The organism is Prochlorococcus sp. MIT2308, assembly GCF_059772345.1.
In genome coordinates this window covers 527,952-543,401 of record NZ_CM186283.1, presented here as the reverse complement: position 1 = coordinate 543,401, position 15,450 = coordinate 527,952, and the positions used below count along the sequence as shown (strand labels likewise).

At 32.0% G+C, this 15,450-nt stretch carries 16 protein-coding genes; 14 read left to right on the top strand and 2 right to left on the bottom strand.

What is annotated here, in order from left to right; translation table 11 throughout:
• Nucleotides 1-247 precede the first annotated feature (247 nt).
• The 7 genes from AC6EIW_RS03295 to psbZ all read left to right on the top strand — a co-directional run bounded on the left by AC6EIW_RS03295 (nucleotide 248) and on the right by psbZ (nucleotide 8,510).
• Nucleotides 248-5,284, top strand: coding sequence for a S8 family serine peptidase (locus tag AC6EIW_RS03295; protein WP_498521175.1), 5,037 nt, complete (start codon nucleotides 248-250; stop codon nucleotides 5,282-5,284).
• The gene (locus AC6EIW_RS03290; RefSeq protein WP_498521174.1) at nucleotides 5,285-5,740 is read left to right on the top strand and encodes a hypothetical protein; all 456 of its coding nucleotides are present in this window, start codon (nucleotides 5,285-5,287) and stop codon (nucleotides 5,738-5,740) included.
• Between the two features lie 181 nt (nucleotides 5,741-5,921).
• Nucleotides 5,922-6,164 (top strand): hypothetical protein, encoded by a 243-nt coding sequence (locus tag AC6EIW_RS03285; protein WP_498521173.1) that lies wholly within the window; start codon nucleotides 5,922-5,924, stop codon nucleotides 6,162-6,164.
• Between the two features lie 412 nt (nucleotides 6,165-6,576).
• Nucleotides 6,577-6,717 carry a hypothetical protein gene (locus tag AC6EIW_RS03280; RefSeq protein ID WP_498521172.1) on the top strand — a complete coding sequence of 47 codons (141 nt, stop codon included), beginning with the start codon at nucleotides 6,577-6,579 and terminating at the stop codon, nucleotides 6,715-6,717.
• A 9-nt stretch (nucleotides 6,718-6,726) separates the two neighbouring features.
• Complete coding sequence (locus tag AC6EIW_RS03275; RefSeq protein WP_498521171.1) at nucleotides 6,727-6,855, top strand: hypothetical protein; 129 nt, start codon at nucleotides 6,727-6,729, stop codon at nucleotides 6,853-6,855.
• 218 nt (nucleotides 6,856-7,073) lie between these two features.
• On the top strand, nucleotides 7,074-7,349 hold the full coding sequence (locus AC6EIW_RS03270; protein ID WP_498521170.1) for a DUF3104 domain-containing protein: 276 nt from the start codon (nucleotides 7,074-7,076) through the stop codon (nucleotides 7,347-7,349).
• 948 nt (nucleotides 7,350-8,297) lie between these two features.
• Nucleotides 8,298-8,510 (top strand): photosystem II reaction center protein PsbZ, encoded by a 213-nt coding sequence (gene psbZ / locus AC6EIW_RS03265; protein WP_498521169.1) that lies wholly within the window; start codon nucleotides 8,298-8,300, stop codon nucleotides 8,508-8,510.
• A 558-nt stretch (nucleotides 8,511-9,068) separates the two neighbouring features.
• On the opposite strand, the gene AC6EIW_RS03260 is transcribed toward psbZ, so the two are convergent.
• Nucleotides 9,069-9,233, bottom strand: coding sequence for a hypothetical protein (locus tag AC6EIW_RS03260; RefSeq protein ID WP_498521168.1), 165 nt, complete (start codon nucleotides 9,231-9,233; stop codon nucleotides 9,069-9,071).
• A gap of 499 nt (nucleotides 9,234-9,732) precedes the next feature.
• On the opposite strand from AC6EIW_RS03260, the gene AC6EIW_RS03255 reads away from it, so the two are divergent.
• The 5 genes from AC6EIW_RS03255 to AC6EIW_RS03235 all read left to right on the top strand — a co-directional run bounded on the left by AC6EIW_RS03255 (nucleotide 9,733) and on the right by AC6EIW_RS03235 (nucleotide 13,539).
• Entirely contained in the window at nucleotides 9,733-9,864 is a 132-nt protein-coding gene (locus AC6EIW_RS03255) for a hypothetical protein (RefSeq protein ID WP_498521167.1), read from the top strand.
• Nucleotides 9,864-10,163: a hypothetical protein gene (locus AC6EIW_RS03250; RefSeq protein ID WP_498521166.1), complete on the top strand. Its 300-nt coding sequence runs from the start codon at nucleotides 9,864-9,866 to the stop codon at nucleotides 10,161-10,163. Before AC6EIW_RS03255 ends, AC6EIW_RS03250 begins: the two co-directional genes overlap by 1 nt.
• Nucleotides 10,164-11,687: 1,524 nt before the next feature.
• Complete coding sequence (locus AC6EIW_RS03245; RefSeq protein ID WP_498521165.1) at nucleotides 11,688-11,819, top strand: hypothetical protein; 132 nt, start codon at nucleotides 11,688-11,690, stop codon at nucleotides 11,817-11,819.
• 505 nt (nucleotides 11,820-12,324) lie between these two features.
• Nucleotides 12,325-12,636 carry a hypothetical protein gene (locus AC6EIW_RS03240; protein WP_498521164.1) on the top strand — a complete coding sequence of 104 codons (312 nt, stop codon included), beginning with the start codon at nucleotides 12,325-12,327 and terminating at the stop codon, nucleotides 12,634-12,636.
• A gap of 732 nt (nucleotides 12,637-13,368) precedes the next feature.
• Nucleotides 13,369-13,539, top strand: a complete 171-nt coding sequence (locus AC6EIW_RS03235) for a hypothetical protein (RefSeq protein WP_498521163.1) — start codon at nucleotides 13,369-13,371, stop codon at nucleotides 13,537-13,539.
• Between the two features lie 38 nt (nucleotides 13,540-13,577).
• On the opposite strand, the gene AC6EIW_RS03230 is transcribed toward AC6EIW_RS03235, so the two are convergent.
• Nucleotides 13,578-13,700, bottom strand: a complete 123-nt coding sequence (locus AC6EIW_RS03230) for a hypothetical protein (protein ID WP_498521162.1) — start codon at nucleotides 13,698-13,700, stop codon at nucleotides 13,578-13,580.
• A 233-nt stretch (nucleotides 13,701-13,933) separates the two neighbouring features.
• Between AC6EIW_RS03230 and AC6EIW_RS03225 the strand changes: the two genes are divergently transcribed.
• Nucleotides 13,934-14,560 carry a TenA family protein gene (locus AC6EIW_RS03225; RefSeq protein WP_498521161.1) on the top strand — a complete coding sequence of 209 codons (627 nt, stop codon included), beginning with the start codon at nucleotides 13,934-13,936 and terminating at the stop codon, nucleotides 14,558-14,560.
• Nucleotides 14,561-14,592: 32 nt separating this feature from the next.
• Entirely contained in the window at nucleotides 14,593-15,375 is a 783-nt protein-coding gene (gene thiD / locus AC6EIW_RS03220) for a bifunctional hydroxymethylpyrimidine kinase/phosphomethylpyrimidine kinase (RefSeq protein ID WP_498521160.1), read from the top strand.
• The last annotated feature ends 75 nt before the right edge of the window (nucleotides 15,376-15,450 follow it).

Here is a 15,450-nt window from a genome sequence, read left to right as displayed (position 1 = left end):
AGGGATGAACTTCCCATATGATTTGGCAAGGGCATGTGTTGTGATTGCTTTTCTGACTTTTTGAGAAGATCAGATCATTGGTGGAATAGCTCCAAATCTAATCTCTTGTGTTTAGTTTATTGGAGCGGTTGGATATTTTACTTAAGAGGAAATATGAAATTCTTGGCTTTTGTTCTTAATGTCTATCATAGATTCCTGAGTTGTTACGAATATATAGATTTTAAAAATACATCTTCGTAATTATAAAATGGTTTCAGATAACTTATCTTTTTTGCTTAAATCTTTAGACCACAGTAATACATTGTTTCTTGATGACCATAGGGCCGATGCATTTACAACTGGATCTGTAGCGATATGTGGTTCCATTAGCGGTAATATTGGAAACTTTTATGATAGTGATTGGTTTCGTGTTTATTTGACTAGTGGAAATACTTATGAGTTTGACGCTACCGAACATGATTATTCCTTAGATTTGGAGATGTATCTAAGAGATAATTACGGATATTATCTTGCTTATGGAGAAAATGTTGGAGCTTCTGATGACCCAAGAATTACACATACAGCATCCTATACAGGTTGTTATTATTTAGATGTTTCAGATTATTTGGGTATCGATACAGGTTCTTATGTGGTTGAAGCAAAAGCACTAATAGTTGATGATTTTAGCGATGATGTAAATACTACTGGAATAGTCTCATTAGGTGGATCTATTAATGGAAATATTGAGACAGTGGGTGATATTGATTGGTTCAAAGTTTATCTTACTAGAGGCAATACCTATCAGTTTGATGCAACTGAATCGAATAGTTTAGATTTAGATATGTATTTAAGAGATACCAATGGTCTCTCGCTTGCATATGGAGATGATTATGGAACTACTGACGATCCAAGGATTAGATACACAGCAACATATACAGGGTATCATTATTTAGATATTGCTGATTATTGGTTATATGAAACAGGTCAATATAAAGTTGAAGCCAAACAATTTAATACAGATGATTATAGTGCAAGTGTTTATACATCTGGCGCCGTATTAATTAATGGAAGTACATCTGCAGAGCTCGATTTTGCTGGAGATAGCGACTGGTTTAAAATTTCTCTAATTCAAGGCTATACATATCAATTTGATTGTACGGAATCTAATTTAGTTGATCCATATCTTTATTTAAGAGATAGTCAAGGAAATAGTCTTATTTATGATGATGATGGGGGAAGCGACGGTGATGATGCAAGAATAATTTATACAGCTAGTAGCACTGGAATATACTATCTAGATGTAGGTGATTATGGAGATAATGATATTGGCCAGTATTTGATATCTGCTAAATCTTTAACAGCATTAGATGACTATAGTGCCAATATAAATACTTCAGGTGTTGTCCCAATTGATTCATCAATAAATGCAAATATAGATTTTATTTCAGATTATGATTGGTTCAAGGTTTCTCTTGTTCAGGGTTATACATATCAATTTGATTGTACTGAATCGGGACCAATTGATCCATACCTGTACTTAAGAGATAGCCAAGGGAATATTATTACCTACGATGATGATGGGGGTAGTGATAGTGATGACTCTAAAATATCTTATACAGCATCTCATACTGGAAATTATTTTCTAGATGTAAGTGATTACACTGATAGCAATATTGGAAGCTATAGTTTATCCGCAATCTTGTTAACTGCTAATGATGATTATCAAGGAAATATAAACACATTGGGGACAATTGCTATAGGAGGGCAAGTAGTTGCACAGCTTAACTTTAATTCAGATAGCGACTGGTTTGAAATTTCTCTAATTAAAGGACAAACCTATCAATTTGATTATATTGACTATAATTTAATAGATCCATATCTTGTCTTAAGAGATAGTCAAGGAAATGCTATTAGTTATGATAATGATAGTGGAAGTGGTGATGATTCAAGAATAATTTATACTGCTACAAGCACAGGAAATTACTTTCTTGATGTAAGTGATTATGGAAATAATGATATTGGTGAATATACATTAAAAGCAGCGTTATTAAATTCTGATGACTATAGTTCTGATATAAATACAGCAGGCATATTATCTGTAGGTTCAGAGACTTCGGCATTTTTAGATTTCGTGGCAGATAGTGATTGGTTTAAAATTTCTTTAGTACAGGGACAGACCTATCAATTTGATTGCATTGATTCAGGAGTTATCGATCCTTATTTATATCTAAGAAATAGTCAAGGTAGTATTATTGGCTACGATGATGATAGTGGAAGTGGTGATGATGCGAAGATAATTTATACTGCTAATAGCACCGGTAATTATTTTCTTGATGTAAGTGATTATAGTGATACCAACATTGGTTACTATACAGTTAAGGCTAAATTACTAAATACGGATGATTTTAGTGCAGATATAAATACTATTGGAACAATATCTTTAGGAGGTAAAACCTCAGGCAAAATTGACTATCTATCAGATAGAGATTGGTTTAAAGTTTTATTAGTTCAGGGACAAACCTATCAATTTGATTGTACTGAAAATAATTCTCTGGATACATACATGTATTTACTGGATGATCAAGGAAATTATATTGATTATAATGATGATGGAGGAAGTGACTATGATGACCCTCGTATAACCTTTTCTGCTAATAATACAGGAATTTATTTTTTAGATATCGGAGATTTAGGAGATAATCATACTGGAGACTATGATGTTCATTTCTCATCCATTACATCTACAGATGATTATAGCGAGGATATTAATACCACTGGGAATATAAATATTGGAGGGAAAATTACAGCAGCTTTAGATTCTAATTCTGATCATGACTGGTTTAGTCTTTCACTAATTCAAGGGACTACATATATTTTTGATGCGATTTCATTTAATTCAATTGATCCATTTATTTCACTTCGTGATAGTCAAGGTAATCTCTTAACTTCAGATGATAATAGTGGAGATAATAGCAACGCAAAAATAATATATACAGCCAGCTCTACTGATACATACTTTATTGAGATGAGTGATGTTGGTAATAATGATATCGGTTCTTATGAAATTAATACTACGGTACGCTTTGATTCTTCTGTTGATGATTTTAGTGGAAATATATTTACTAATGGGAATGCATCACTTGGAGGTTCTATATCTGCTAATTTAGAATTTACTGGTGATAGTGATTGGTTTGCAATTACACTTCAGAGTGGTAATAGATATCAGTTTGACTGTATAGAATCAAACGAAATTGATTCATATTTACGTATAAGAGATATTAATGGTATCAGTCTTGATTATGATGACAATGGTGGAATAGGTGATGACCCCAGGCTGAGTTTTGATGCAACAAATTCAGGTAAATACTTTTTAGAGGTTGGAGACGTCGGAAATAATAATACAGGTTCATATCAACTTTATGCACAGCAGATATCATCTTCATCAGCAACATTTTCTTCACAAAATGGATATGGAGCTGTTAATGCGGAACATGCATTTGAACAACTTTTAGGAATTGATTTACTATCAAGACCAGATTTTGGTGGGGATTTATGGAATTTAGATCATATAGGAGCCAGAGAAGTTTGGATGGGGACTGGAAATTTTTCTGGTGTTACTGGTAGTAATACAACCATTGCAATTATAGATTCAGGTATTGATACTGACCATAGAGAATTTGTAGGAAGAATCGTTAATCCTTGGGATTTTGTAGATAATAATTCAGATGTTGAAGATGATATGGGACATGGAACCCATGTTGCTGGTACAGCAGCAGCTGCTGCTGACAATATTGGTGTAACTGGTGTGGCTTATGATGCAAATATAATGCCTTTAGATGTATTTGAAAAACATTGGGATTCTTTGCTAGGTCAATGGGATTGGGGTGCTAGAACTTCTTATGTTTGTGAAGCAATTAGATATGCCACTGATAATGGTGCAGATGTAATTAATTTATCTCTTGGTAGTTCTTCTCCTGATACACAATATTTAAGTGCCTTACAGTATGCAGAACAAAATAATGTAGTTTGTGTAATGGCAGCAGGTAATGGGTATAGAACAAGCCCTGGCTACCCTGCTAGATACGCAACAGATTATGGAGTGGCTGTAGGCGCAGATAGTATATATAAAGCAATTACAGACTATTCAGATAAAGCAGGAAATACAACTCTTAATTACGTGACTGCACCTGGAGGTACATTTTCCCAAGGTATTTTCTCTGCTTGGAATGATGGGGGATATAAATATTCCCCTGGGACATCAATGGCTGCACCACATGTCGCTGGGATTGTTGCTTTGTTGAGAAGTTATGACTCAACATTAACAGTTGATGAGATAAAAAATCTTTTAACTTCTACTGCAAGTAATCAAAGTTTCACAGCTAATACTAATCAGAACATAACTTCCCTCACAATATCATCTACAAATAATTTGATTCAGGGGACTACTCAAAATGATATTTTATCTGGAGGAAATGATGATAATGAAATTAATGGAGGCAGTGGTGATGATTTAATAACTGGTAATGGTGGTTATGACGAGATTGATGGAGGTAATGGCTCAGATACAGTTATATTCTCAGGAGATTTCGAAGATTATTCAATAGTTAGGCTTATTACTTTCGGTAATGGAAATAATGTAAGTTTAAATGAATTAGAAGTTGTAGATAATCGTTCAGGTTTTAATGATGGAATTGATAGCTTAGAAAATATAGAATATCTACAGTTTGCTGATCAAATAGTTGAGGAATCTAAAGTTGATTTAATAAGAATATATGATGGTGATTTTAGAGACTATAAATTTTATAACTTACAAAATGGTGATTATCAGATTCTTACTGAAAATGGAGTTGATGATATTACTGGATTGCCTACATTACAGTTCTCCGATCAAACTATAAGTGCTATTGCAGATATCAAGGGGACGTTTGATCAAGTTACAGGGAAAGATAATGTAACAGGTGAAATGTTTCGCTTATATAATGCAGCATTTAAGAGATTTCCTGATGCTGATGGTTTGGAATATTGGATATCAAAAAATAGTTCTGGAGAGAATAGTAAAAGAGTAATTGCTGAATCATTTTTAATATCCGAAGAGTTTAAATCCTTGTATGGTGAATCAGTTACAAATCAACAATTTGTAGAAACTTTATATAATAATATTCTTGGTAGATTACCAGATCAATCAGGCTTAGATTATTGGATGGGCCAATTAAATAATGGACTCGAAACCAAATATGAACTCCTTTTAGGATTTGCAGAGTCTACAGAGAATAAAATATTATTTTCTGAAATGACTGGATTTTAGATGAGAACAAAAGAAAGTTTATCTTTATTATTAAGCATATCTATTGTTCTATTTATTTTTTTTAAAATTGATTTGTTTGAGAGTCATTTATTAATTAAAGTTCAAGGTCGTGCAGAATATTTAGTTTCTAATACACAAGAATTTGGTTTAAATAGTTTTACCTCGGTACCTATAAAAGAATCCAAAATTATTATTGTAAATGGCAAAGTAAAGGCAAAATCAACTAATGGTTTGATACCTATAAAAAGATTATCTAATAAGAAATTAATTACTCACACAAATTCCGATGGAATATTTACTTTTCGCCTTAAGCCTGGGATATACACATTTTTTATTGTTCAAGACAATAATGCTTATTTAAATAGTTTTGATGGAAAGGGATATTATAAGTCTCATAAAGTTTCTTCTGAAAGTGATGATATTTTAATTATAGTTACATCCAAATCTTATTTCTAAATATAGAAAACAATAAGTTCGTCTTCGGTCAATATTTTTCATATTTGCGTTGACTAGAAAAACATCATCAATTTTATTTTAGACATATTCATACCAAAAACTCTTTTGAAAAGGCATTAATGCTGATAGCTTCAAAAGAGAGTATTGGTTTTTAATAGACAGAAGCAGACAATTCAGGGAGATGAAAAAGCTCTTTTCGTTTGTTCTTGGCCTTCTATTATTTTTCAGTCCTTTAACAGTAAAAGCAGAAGAGGTTGAATTAATGCCCCAAGATGAAATATCTGAGGCACCTGCCCTTGAGCCAATGACGGAAAAGCAACTAAACGATTTATTTGGAGAGGAAATGTATGTAGGAGAAACTGACTGGCGTGGTAACAAGGTTTCAACTAAAAGAGATTACAATAAGAAAAAGAAAAAAAGATAGGCTTCCATTTAATGAACGGAACATCATGATTAGATAAGTCTTTTGGAGTATGTCCCAATTGATGTCGTAATACGGAAGCATCATCAATCATGGTCGGAGGACGGTAGTCGAAATCATGTTCTCTCTTCGCGAATTCATTAAAAGTTCATTATGTTTGCACTTTTTTTGAGAAATCGAAGGGGCTAATTGTTCAATCTCTTTCCTTCAAAATCATTCTCACACAGTTTTTAGTTAATCCTCTGCAAAAAGAGTGGTTTCCTTTGCCTAGTCTTCAAGCCATAGACTACCTCTTAGAAGTATTAGAAAAAAACCCCAGAATCTTTCGCTTTGTACTACATCACCGCCTTATCACAATTTATTAGATTTTATAAATATATATAGTTGGTAAATGTTTGGTTCTTGTCACGCAATTATGTTCGCAGTTTTATTAACAGGTGGGGCTGGTGTTATCTTTCAAGCTTCCTCAATAGATAATTCTTCAGCAAATAGTCCAATTCCAGTTAAGCATAGTGAATCAAAATCCGACTTTGAACACCTATTAAACAAAATCTGAAAATCTGTCATGTCAAGCCAAGTAATTGTGATTTGCATAGCAGGTTTGCCTATACTGGGAGGTATATGGGTTTTAATCTCTGGTTTTGATGATGACGATGGGATGACTTTTTCTGAGTTCCAAAGTGTAGGGTCCTAATCAAGAATCTGACTTGCTACTTTTCTAGTCAAGAAAAACACTTCATACTTTCGTCCCGATCAATCTGAGGAAGATTATTTAGCCTGTTTATATTAATCTCAATTTTCAGGGTTGCCCAAAAAGTACCCATAAATAATTCAGAAAAAGGGATTTAACGGAATTAGAAATTGGTCAAAAAGGATACTTCTCTTACTTGATATATATTGACAAAATGACTTATGAATCATCCTTTATTTTTAAAAGTTAGACCGGGTGATGCCTTTCTATATGAAGCGGATCAAATAGGAAAAGTTCTAACATTTATGGGTGGTTCAAGAGATCAAGATGCACCCACACTCTCTCAAATCGTAAATTTAGATTCTGGAAAAATCCGCTGGGTTCATTGTGAGGAAGTTAGCGAGATAGTTTGTAAATATTGGACAACAATTAAAAAGCCTTCTACTGTTTATGAAAAATACAGCAGATATAACAACAGCAACAATGAAGCATTTTAAAAATCTATTCCCTATTATCGCTGCTATTGGAGTTTTCTTCTTGGCTAGTAATTCGATAATCTGGAAACAAATGAATCAAAAGCCGTCAGTCGAAAACCATATCAAACCTATCCCTGTAAAGGAATTTAAATAATAGATCTAAGAATTGATTTTTCAGTTACTTTTCTCTTTTCACTGGAGTTAAAGTTTTGAACTCTTCTTGGAGCTCTTGCCTACCCTCATCTAGTACTTTTACTTGAGATTGATAATCCTTTCCCAACCTTTTGAGAGAATCTTTGATGCTTTCAAGTTCTTCTTCTCTTTGGTTTGGCTTGATTTCTTATAACTGACTATTAGAGACAAGGTAAACTGTTCTCATAGGACAGAAGAAGTAATCAACGAATACTGCTTCAAGTAATGTGTAATTCATTACAGTCATTCTTACGAGTATATCTATTTTGGCTCGACGTTTTTAATTAAACATTATTATGAACTGAAAATTATATACGGTCTCTACTACCAAGATCGGTTGCTACTTCTTTCTAGTCTGGCATCTAAATTATATTGAATATCCCTCTAGATTTTTTCACTTATCAATCTCACATAGAATTATCTTTACGGCAATGTGCAGTTTATTTAGTTTGAATTTAAATCTTTTTCTAGCTTACACAAGCCAAAATTAATTTTCGACTATCCAAAGTTTAGGAATGTTCCCGAATAATTCATTGGACAACCATTTTTTGAAGCTTGCGGAAAAAGTATACCTACTAACTAGGATAAAAAAGGACTCTAGCAGTTCAACTTTATAGAGATAAATAACCATTAAGGATGAACAGTAGATTCGTTGAAAATCAATGTAATAAGTTTAGTTGAATTTTTTTCCTCTAAGCCTGTTGTAGATAGTTCGCCCTTCGTGTTAATTGTTAGAGATACTTCGGCTTCAGAAATTGACCTTTAGATTATCCAAAAATGTTTATTTTTGCAGGCATACTTGCTAATGCACTTTTGTTCTCATCGTTGCTGTTAGTGGTAGGTGTTCCGGTCTTTTACATGACTCAAGATAGTCCGGAGGACAATAGAAACGCAAATATAAGAAAAATAGAAGCTCTAGGTGGCGTTTGGTTTGTTCTGGTTTTATTGAATGGATTAGTAGGCGGCATTGCACAAGGTTTTTCTGGTTAAATTAAAAATCAATTTATACAATCATTATTTTGAATATCACGGTTTTTATTTATGACAATTAAGTTGATCAAGAGTATTTATTCAAATCAAGTCATGAAACGATTGACTAAAACCAGTATGTTTTTGATCGTATTTAGTGTCGCTACAACTTTGCCTTACCAATTTCATTACATAGCACTACTTAAATAAATATAGTTAAAGTTTTCACCACTAGACCCTATTATAAATACTACTTGGGTTACAACTTTCATCTATATAAATATCTCAACCTCATTTAGAAGTAACTGAAAGATTGAAGAATTTAGAAAAAGTAATTTAGCGATAGCCACTACAAATCCTTAAAAAGATTAAGTTTTACTTTTTAAAATGTTTTATGAGAGTTTCTAGTTCTTTGATTCTTTCTTCAGCTGCTTTGATTTTTTCTTGTCTTGTCATGGTTACCACCTCATCATGTAAAGAGAAAATCGAAAAGATCAATAATTTTGCAGTTAGGCCGAAGGCAATAACTTTCCTAAATCTATTGGTGTTTTCAAAGTGTTTGTTGAAATCATTTAATTCTTAGATAGTAGTCATGTAAGCAAGGAAGCCAACTGGAACAAAGAGCAAGGTAGCAATAGTAAAACGTACAAGCTTTCCCGTACCTGAGTCTCTTGAATAATCAGTGAAGTGTTTTTTGTTGTTCCACTCGGACCAATTCTTTGGGCTCTTATTTGATGATGTCATTTTTAATCAAGTAAATACGAAATTACCAACTTTATAAGCACTAGCTAATAGAAGCAATGCAGGGAGATTCCATAGAACAATTAGTTTTGCGGCAATAGATTTGTTAATTGCAAGCATTACTGAAAGTTAGACCCTCAAAAGTTTACAAAATTATAGATAGATTTCCTCAATTCCTTTAGGACGGTTGAAGTAGGGCTAACCAGTTCGGGCTATTTATACTTATTAGAGTCATCAACAGATCTAATCATTTAATAGATATCTCTTGTATTATTTGTTATCGTTGGTGTTTAAGCCTTAAAGGTCTTGAGTATTAGAAGAAGCCGTACCTGACCGTAACTAGTTAGCCCTACCTATACCGACTACTTTTGTTTGAAACTTTAAATATAATTAGCTCGTAAAAGCCTTTTCAACTGGTTCGGAAATGTTTTGTATTAATTAATCCATTTCTTTTTCACAATAACTCTTCTCCCCAAATCTTTCGCATTTTTTTAACCAACCAATGCCAAAATTTTCCGATGAATTCTACAAAGCAATACTAGAAGCTTCAGCTAAAGGTGAACTTTGGGGAATCGATAATACTGATTTAACGCCTTTAGAGATTCATTTAATTCTTTCACATAGCTCCAACTAGTGATTCGATCAACCAAGAGGTCTAATTTTGATAAATTAATCAAAGAATGTATTACTGACGAACAAAAAGTAGATTTCTTCGACAGATATCAAGCTGCTTTTTTTCCTGGCATAGCAGTTGAAAATCTATCATTAGATAAAGATGTACCGAAGGATATTGATGATGCTTTTTACATATATGCAAATATGAAAAGAATGTCCGAAAGCGAATTGGACAAACTATTGAAATTGACTTGGGAAAGTTATCCGACAAATTTTAAAATATTTCTTTTCGACTTTTGTTTTTTAAACTCTAATTGAGTGAACCTACTGCCTTTTTTATTTGAAATTGTTTTGCCATTATTCCGATCTTCGTAATCTCTACGTACCAAGTTATTCAATCTAATTTTTGTGGTAGCAATTGGGTTGGTGCAATTGAAGTTTTTAATTTGTTTGTCACTTTCTTTTCTAGAGAAACTAGCTACTGTTCAAATAAAGAATAAAAAAACATTCGCACCGTGATGACAGGGTTCTTTCCTGTAGTAATTTATTACTACTTAACAAGTTGGATCATTCATTAACGTAAAGTCCTAACTTTCAAATCTAAGTAGATTGCCTCCTCTTTGCCATTGAGTAAATTCTTTTTTTGCTTTAGAGCCCTAGGTTCGCTCTTTAGAATCCTTATATAATTAGATTCGTCTAAGACAGTTGTTCTTGCCTGTCTTTTTAATGAGACTTAGTGATCAATCAGTGATTAATCTCCTTTTTACTTGTCTTTGCTTTATGCAAAAGTAATTAATGGATGAAAATTAGCTTAGATTTGTAATTTTTGTAATTGAGTAATTTCTTCTATTCTCAAAAAATGGTATCAACCGCTACAATTCGAATACGTTCGATTTCCTTAGGGGAATGCATGTTTGGGCAACATGGAACGGGGTTGCCTCTGCTGAGAAACGTGATGAATCACCTTCCTTTAATCAGAAAAAGCATCTGTAAGAAAAACTCACTCCACAAAGCTGAGTTGTTTTTATCTTCCAGACCAAGTCACTCAAGTCCAAAGGAATTAAATGTTCGATACCTCAGGCAAAAGTCCAAAAGAAAAGCAATACATCAGTCCGAATTGAATCTAGCTTCTAAAGGGACCTCCAGTTCATCGCAGCTAAACATCCACTTGGCAAAAAAACGGGAGCACGAGAAAAGGCTTCATTTGGCTCAACTTATTTCAATGAATAGGTGATTTTGGCTAAATAGTCACCTAATAAACACAATCTAAGTATTCATTTGAATTTAAAATGATACTTAGATTGTCTTAAACTGATAATCAGTTAAAAATTTCTAGATCGGTTTTTTTGATACTAAATCTTTTTGCAATATTAAGTGTTAATGCTTTGAGTCATTTGGCTAGAAGTCTAAAGGTTTTACCAGGATCATTTGTAATAAAAATCTAACTGGGTTTAACTGTTTTGTAGCTTATGAAACATATGGATCAATTAATTATGAAATAGTGATATTAAAAACCTATAAAGCTTTTTTTCGAAAGTCTCTCAATTGATCGGAATATTAACCGGTATTTCTTGCAAGACTAGATAGACATTTTCATCTGTTAAAAAATTGTCTGAATTGGCGATTTCGATGAACTAGATAACTTTTTTTAAAGGGAGGCTTCAAAATATACAAAGTTGGAAACCTTTCGAGCATTAATCTCTCAGGTAAAGAATTTGGTTGTTAAAGTAGATCCTGTTTTTCTTGTACGACTATGACTTTTCTTGGAAGAACTTCAATGTTGGCTTTCGTTTTTATGGCAAGCAGCTATTTGGTAACTGGGCAAATTATTCCTGGTGTTGCATGAATTTAGAAAAGCACCATGCCAAGCTTTTAAAACTTCAAGCTAAAGCAGAAGCTTGTATTTCAAGAAAAGAGGCACAAAAAATTTTAAAAAAATCTGCTAAGACTATCCACAAAATTTCTAAGCCTTAGCACAATGCTCCCTTGCATAATCAGATTTATGTATGAAGAGAATCAATCTTTTTCAATTTAATCGACAATTTAAATACTTTGGATCCTTTTATTTTTGTATCTAATGCACAGGCAAATATAATCAAGAGTTACAATCTTCGCCACAAAGAATCACTGTCGTGCTCGAGAGGGATGTTATTAGATTAAAGAAATGCTAAAAAATATATAGAGTAAAGAGCTTCTTCGCTTACGACAACTCACCAGTAAGTCTGAGAACAACAAGAACTCTTACTGTTGTCATCACAACTAACGACAAGAAAAATTATTTATGGTGTTTATTTCTAAAGTAATTCAAAAAAAAATCTCAAGCATTATTAGTTTTTTTAATGTCCCAAAGATTACACCTTATATGATTAATCAATTAGGAGTTGAGAAAGAGGCATTGACTACCAATTAGAGTTCAAAAATATTCTTCTTGAGTAAAAAATTATCATTATGGTTTTGTTGATTCTGCTAGATTTAAAAAATGGGACTTTATTATAATCTCACTTCAACGTCCACATCAATCGCAATGATAGGAGCTCTCTTATCATTCGCAGGGGTAGGTTTATTGATTTTGATTTTCAGTGAAGGAATGTTTCATGGACTCAGTAAATTATTTTATTTTTTTGGTAATCAGATATTGATCTCTCGAAGATTATTTTTAAAAAAAAATATAGAAGAACATAATGCCTCAAATAATCAACTCTATATTAATAAAACAGAAATCATAGAAAAAGAAGTCTCCCTAACAGAACAGAAAGAGAGGCTAGAAAAAATCCTGAAAATGAAAGTTTAACTAAACTGTATTATTATGTAAAATATATCTTGATTTTAAGTATTTATAGCTTTTTTTATTGATGCACTGAGTCTTTAAAAGTATTCAAATTGTATGCATTCTCTAAATTTGTCTTGACCATCTCTACTTGAATCATATGAACAAACTTTTGCTTCCTTCTTGCAAAATAAGTTGATGTATAACTAAAAAAGGTCAGAAATAAAAGCAAAGTTGATAAGCAATAAAAAATCGCTAAAGACATAGGAATAGATTTCGTTTTAATAATTTACTTGCAATTTATAATAGTTTAACAATTTGAGAAGGGTGGAAAGATTAAGGTCAATGTAAAAAAAGATGCTTTTTAAAATTAAAAACGTTATGAAAAAAACTCTTGTTATACCAAACTTTAATTAAAAAGATATTGGACATGACATGTAAAAACTTAACTAAATATGATGACTATAGTCTAAATTCTATGAATATAATAAATTGTTTTAACGAGCTATTCGTGTTTAATAGGAAATAAATGCTTTTTGTATGATTACTATATATATAATATCAATCACAAGATAAGTAATTATGGGATCACGAGATTGTTATAATTCGACACCTCTTAGATTATTTATGAAAACGAGAAATGTAAATAAAGTGCAAAAATATAATTATAAATTGCATCAATATAAAGTTATAAGAATAAAGGACTAACTTAAAAAGAAAGTCTTTATATAAATAATAGATATTTTAAAAAATTAAATGTTTCCATTAATAGCCATTGCCGCATTCTTCATTCTAGGAATTGCATTTTTTGCTTTTGGTAAAGATGATTTTGGTATTACCAGATTAAAAGAGGATCAAAGTAATACTTCTATAAAAGACAGAAATATCAACTTCAAATCAATTAACAGAAAAATAATCTATTTATAATAGACGGGTAAGATGAATAAATCTCAACTTGCATACCTTTAAGTAATCACCTTTGTCTCTGTAGTTTTAATACCAACAGCAAGAAGCATTTTTTTCCTTGAGTAGTTCAACGATGCCCCTATTTGCCTCTTAGCAGGAGGGATATGGTTACTTTTGATCATTGTTTTCTTCTATTCTTCGAAGGAGTCCCAACGACAACTTCCAACAGGAGGAAAGAGTTAAATTTTTCATTTGAGTTTATTGAGGGACCCAAGAAAAATAATAAGACTTGGTTCTCTTAAGAAGATTGCTATATGATAGATTTCGACTGACTCCTCTCTATTGTTCTAGATTTGATTTCTAGTGTTATAAGCAGGAAATGAGGCATGATGTGTATACATAAAATATAAAATCAATGTCTTTAACACAAAAATTATGGGAAAGCAATTATGATCTTGCATTACTAAGCCTTAATACTAAATTCGTCCAGGGGATAAAAAATGGAGATCTTCCTAAAACAAAATTCCAAGAATATTTAGCTCAAGATTATTTTTTTTTAGAAAGTTTCGCTCGTGCATATGGATTAGCAGTTTCCAAGTCAAGAAATAAAAAAAATATCAAAACTTTGAGCGTACTATTATCAGGAGTATCTGATGAGTTGATTCTGCATGAAACATATGCAAAGGAATGGGATATAGATTTGACTACTAATCTAATAGAACATGCCACCAAAAAATATACTGATTTTTTAGAAGAAGTCTCCTTAAACTTAAGTTTAATTGAAATAATGAGTGCAATGACACCATGTATGCGGCTATATTCTTGGCTTGGAAAAAATTTATTAAATATGATTTCCGGTAATCCTTATAAAGAATGGATCTTAACTTACTCTGATAAAAGTTTTGACTATCTTTCAAAATCACTAGAATATCTAATAGATGAATATAATGATGATTATGATATTCACCAAGTTAATTTTCTATATAAAAGAGCTATGGAATTGGAACTAGAATTTTTCAATGCCTATTCTTCTTTCTCTTAAATTTTCACAGATTTATCTTTTAAGGAGTAATTATGTATTCTAAAATTGTTCTTTCCATCGGTGGTAGTGATTCTAGTGGTGGTGCAGGAATTCAGGCAGATCTAAGGACTTTTATGTCTATTAAAGTCCATGGTTGCACAGCCATTACATGTATTACAGCACAAAATAGTATGGGAGTAACTGGTGTAGCAGCTGTTGAAAGTCATATGTTAATCAATCAGATTGATACTTTGTTCTCAGATTTCGAGATACAGTCTTTGAAAACTGGAATGCTATTAAACGAGAGAATAATTACAAATACTGGGACAAAACTGCAGGAATACTCCATACCTAAAATTATTGACCCGGTGATGGTTTCAAGGACTGGTGCGAAATTAATCGAAGACAGTGCAATTAATGCTTATAAGAAGTTCCTTTTTCCCGTAGCAGAAATAGTAACTCCAAATATTTATGAAGCTAATTTACTTTCATGTGTACAGATTAAAAATGAAGAAGATATAGAAAAATCAGCCCAAGAAATTTTAAAAATTGGTCCTAAAGCTGTATTAATAAAAGGAGGAGGATTAAATTCCTTGAAAGGTAAAGATTTTTACATTGATAAAGATGGCAATAGAGATTGGTTAATCAATAAATTTATTAATACCTCAAATACACATGGTAGTGGATGTACACTAAGTGCTGCTATTTGTAGTTATGTTGCTTTAGGATTTAACCTAATTGAGTCAATTAAAAAGGCAAAGTATTTTATTGAGAAATCTTTAGAAAAATCCTACAAGATAGGATCTGGTCCTGGACCTCTTGGGCATTATCAGTAAAAGATAGATTGACATTTAACTTATTTCCTTATGTTAATTAAAATATAATATTGAGGACTAAAATTCAAAATCAAT

What these genes read in the sequence shown, in the direction of transcription:
- AC6EIW_RS03295 (WP_498521175.1), top strand. Translation starts at nt 248, where the DNA reads ATGGTTTCAGATAACTTATCTTTTTTGCTTAAATCTTTAGACCACAGT.
- AC6EIW_RS03290 (WP_498521174.1), top strand. Translation starts at nt 5,285, where the DNA reads ATGAGAACAAAAGAAAGTTTATCTTTATTATTAAGCATATCTATTGTT.
- AC6EIW_RS03285 (WP_498521173.1), top strand. Translation starts at nt 5,922, where the DNA reads ATGAAAAAGCTCTTTTCGTTTGTTCTTGGCCTTCTATTATTTTTCAGT.
- AC6EIW_RS03280 (WP_498521172.1), top strand. Translation starts at nt 6,577, where the DNA reads ATGTTCGCAGTTTTATTAACAGGTGGGGCTGGTGTTATCTTTCAAGCT.
- AC6EIW_RS03275 (WP_498521171.1), top strand. Translation starts at nt 6,727, where the DNA reads ATGTCAAGCCAAGTAATTGTGATTTGCATAGCAGGTTTGCCTATACTG.
- AC6EIW_RS03270 (WP_498521170.1), top strand. Translation starts at nt 7,074, where the DNA reads ATGAATCATCCTTTATTTTTAAAAGTTAGACCGGGTGATGCCTTTCTA.
- psbZ (WP_498521169.1), top strand. Translation starts at nt 8,298, where the DNA reads ATGTTTATTTTTGCAGGCATACTTGCTAATGCACTTTTGTTCTCATCG.
- AC6EIW_RS03260 (WP_498521168.1), bottom strand. Translation starts at nt 9,233, where the DNA reads ATGACATCATCAAATAAGAGCCCAAAGAATTGGTCCGAGTGGAACAAC.
- AC6EIW_RS03255 (WP_498521167.1), top strand. Translation starts at nt 9,733, where the DNA reads ATGCCAAAATTTTCCGATGAATTCTACAAAGCAATACTAGAAGCTTCA.
- AC6EIW_RS03245 (WP_498521165.1), top strand. Translation starts at nt 11,688, where the DNA reads ATGAATTTAGAAAAGCACCATGCCAAGCTTTTAAAACTTCAAGCTAAA.
- AC6EIW_RS03240 (WP_498521164.1), top strand. Translation starts at nt 12,325, where the DNA reads ATGGGACTTTATTATAATCTCACTTCAACGTCCACATCAATCGCAATG.
- AC6EIW_RS03235 (WP_498521163.1), top strand. Translation starts at nt 13,369, where the DNA reads ATGTTTCCATTAATAGCCATTGCCGCATTCTTCATTCTAGGAATTGCA.
- AC6EIW_RS03230 (WP_498521162.1), bottom strand. Translation starts at nt 13,700, where the DNA reads ATGATCAAAAGTAACCATATCCCTCCTGCTAAGAGGCAAATAGGGGCA.
- AC6EIW_RS03225 (WP_498521161.1), top strand. Translation starts at nt 13,934, where the DNA reads ATGTCTTTAACACAAAAATTATGGGAAAGCAATTATGATCTTGCATTA.
- thiD (WP_498521160.1), top strand. Translation starts at nt 14,593, where the DNA reads ATGTATTCTAAAATTGTTCTTTCCATCGGTGGTAGTGATTCTAGTGGT.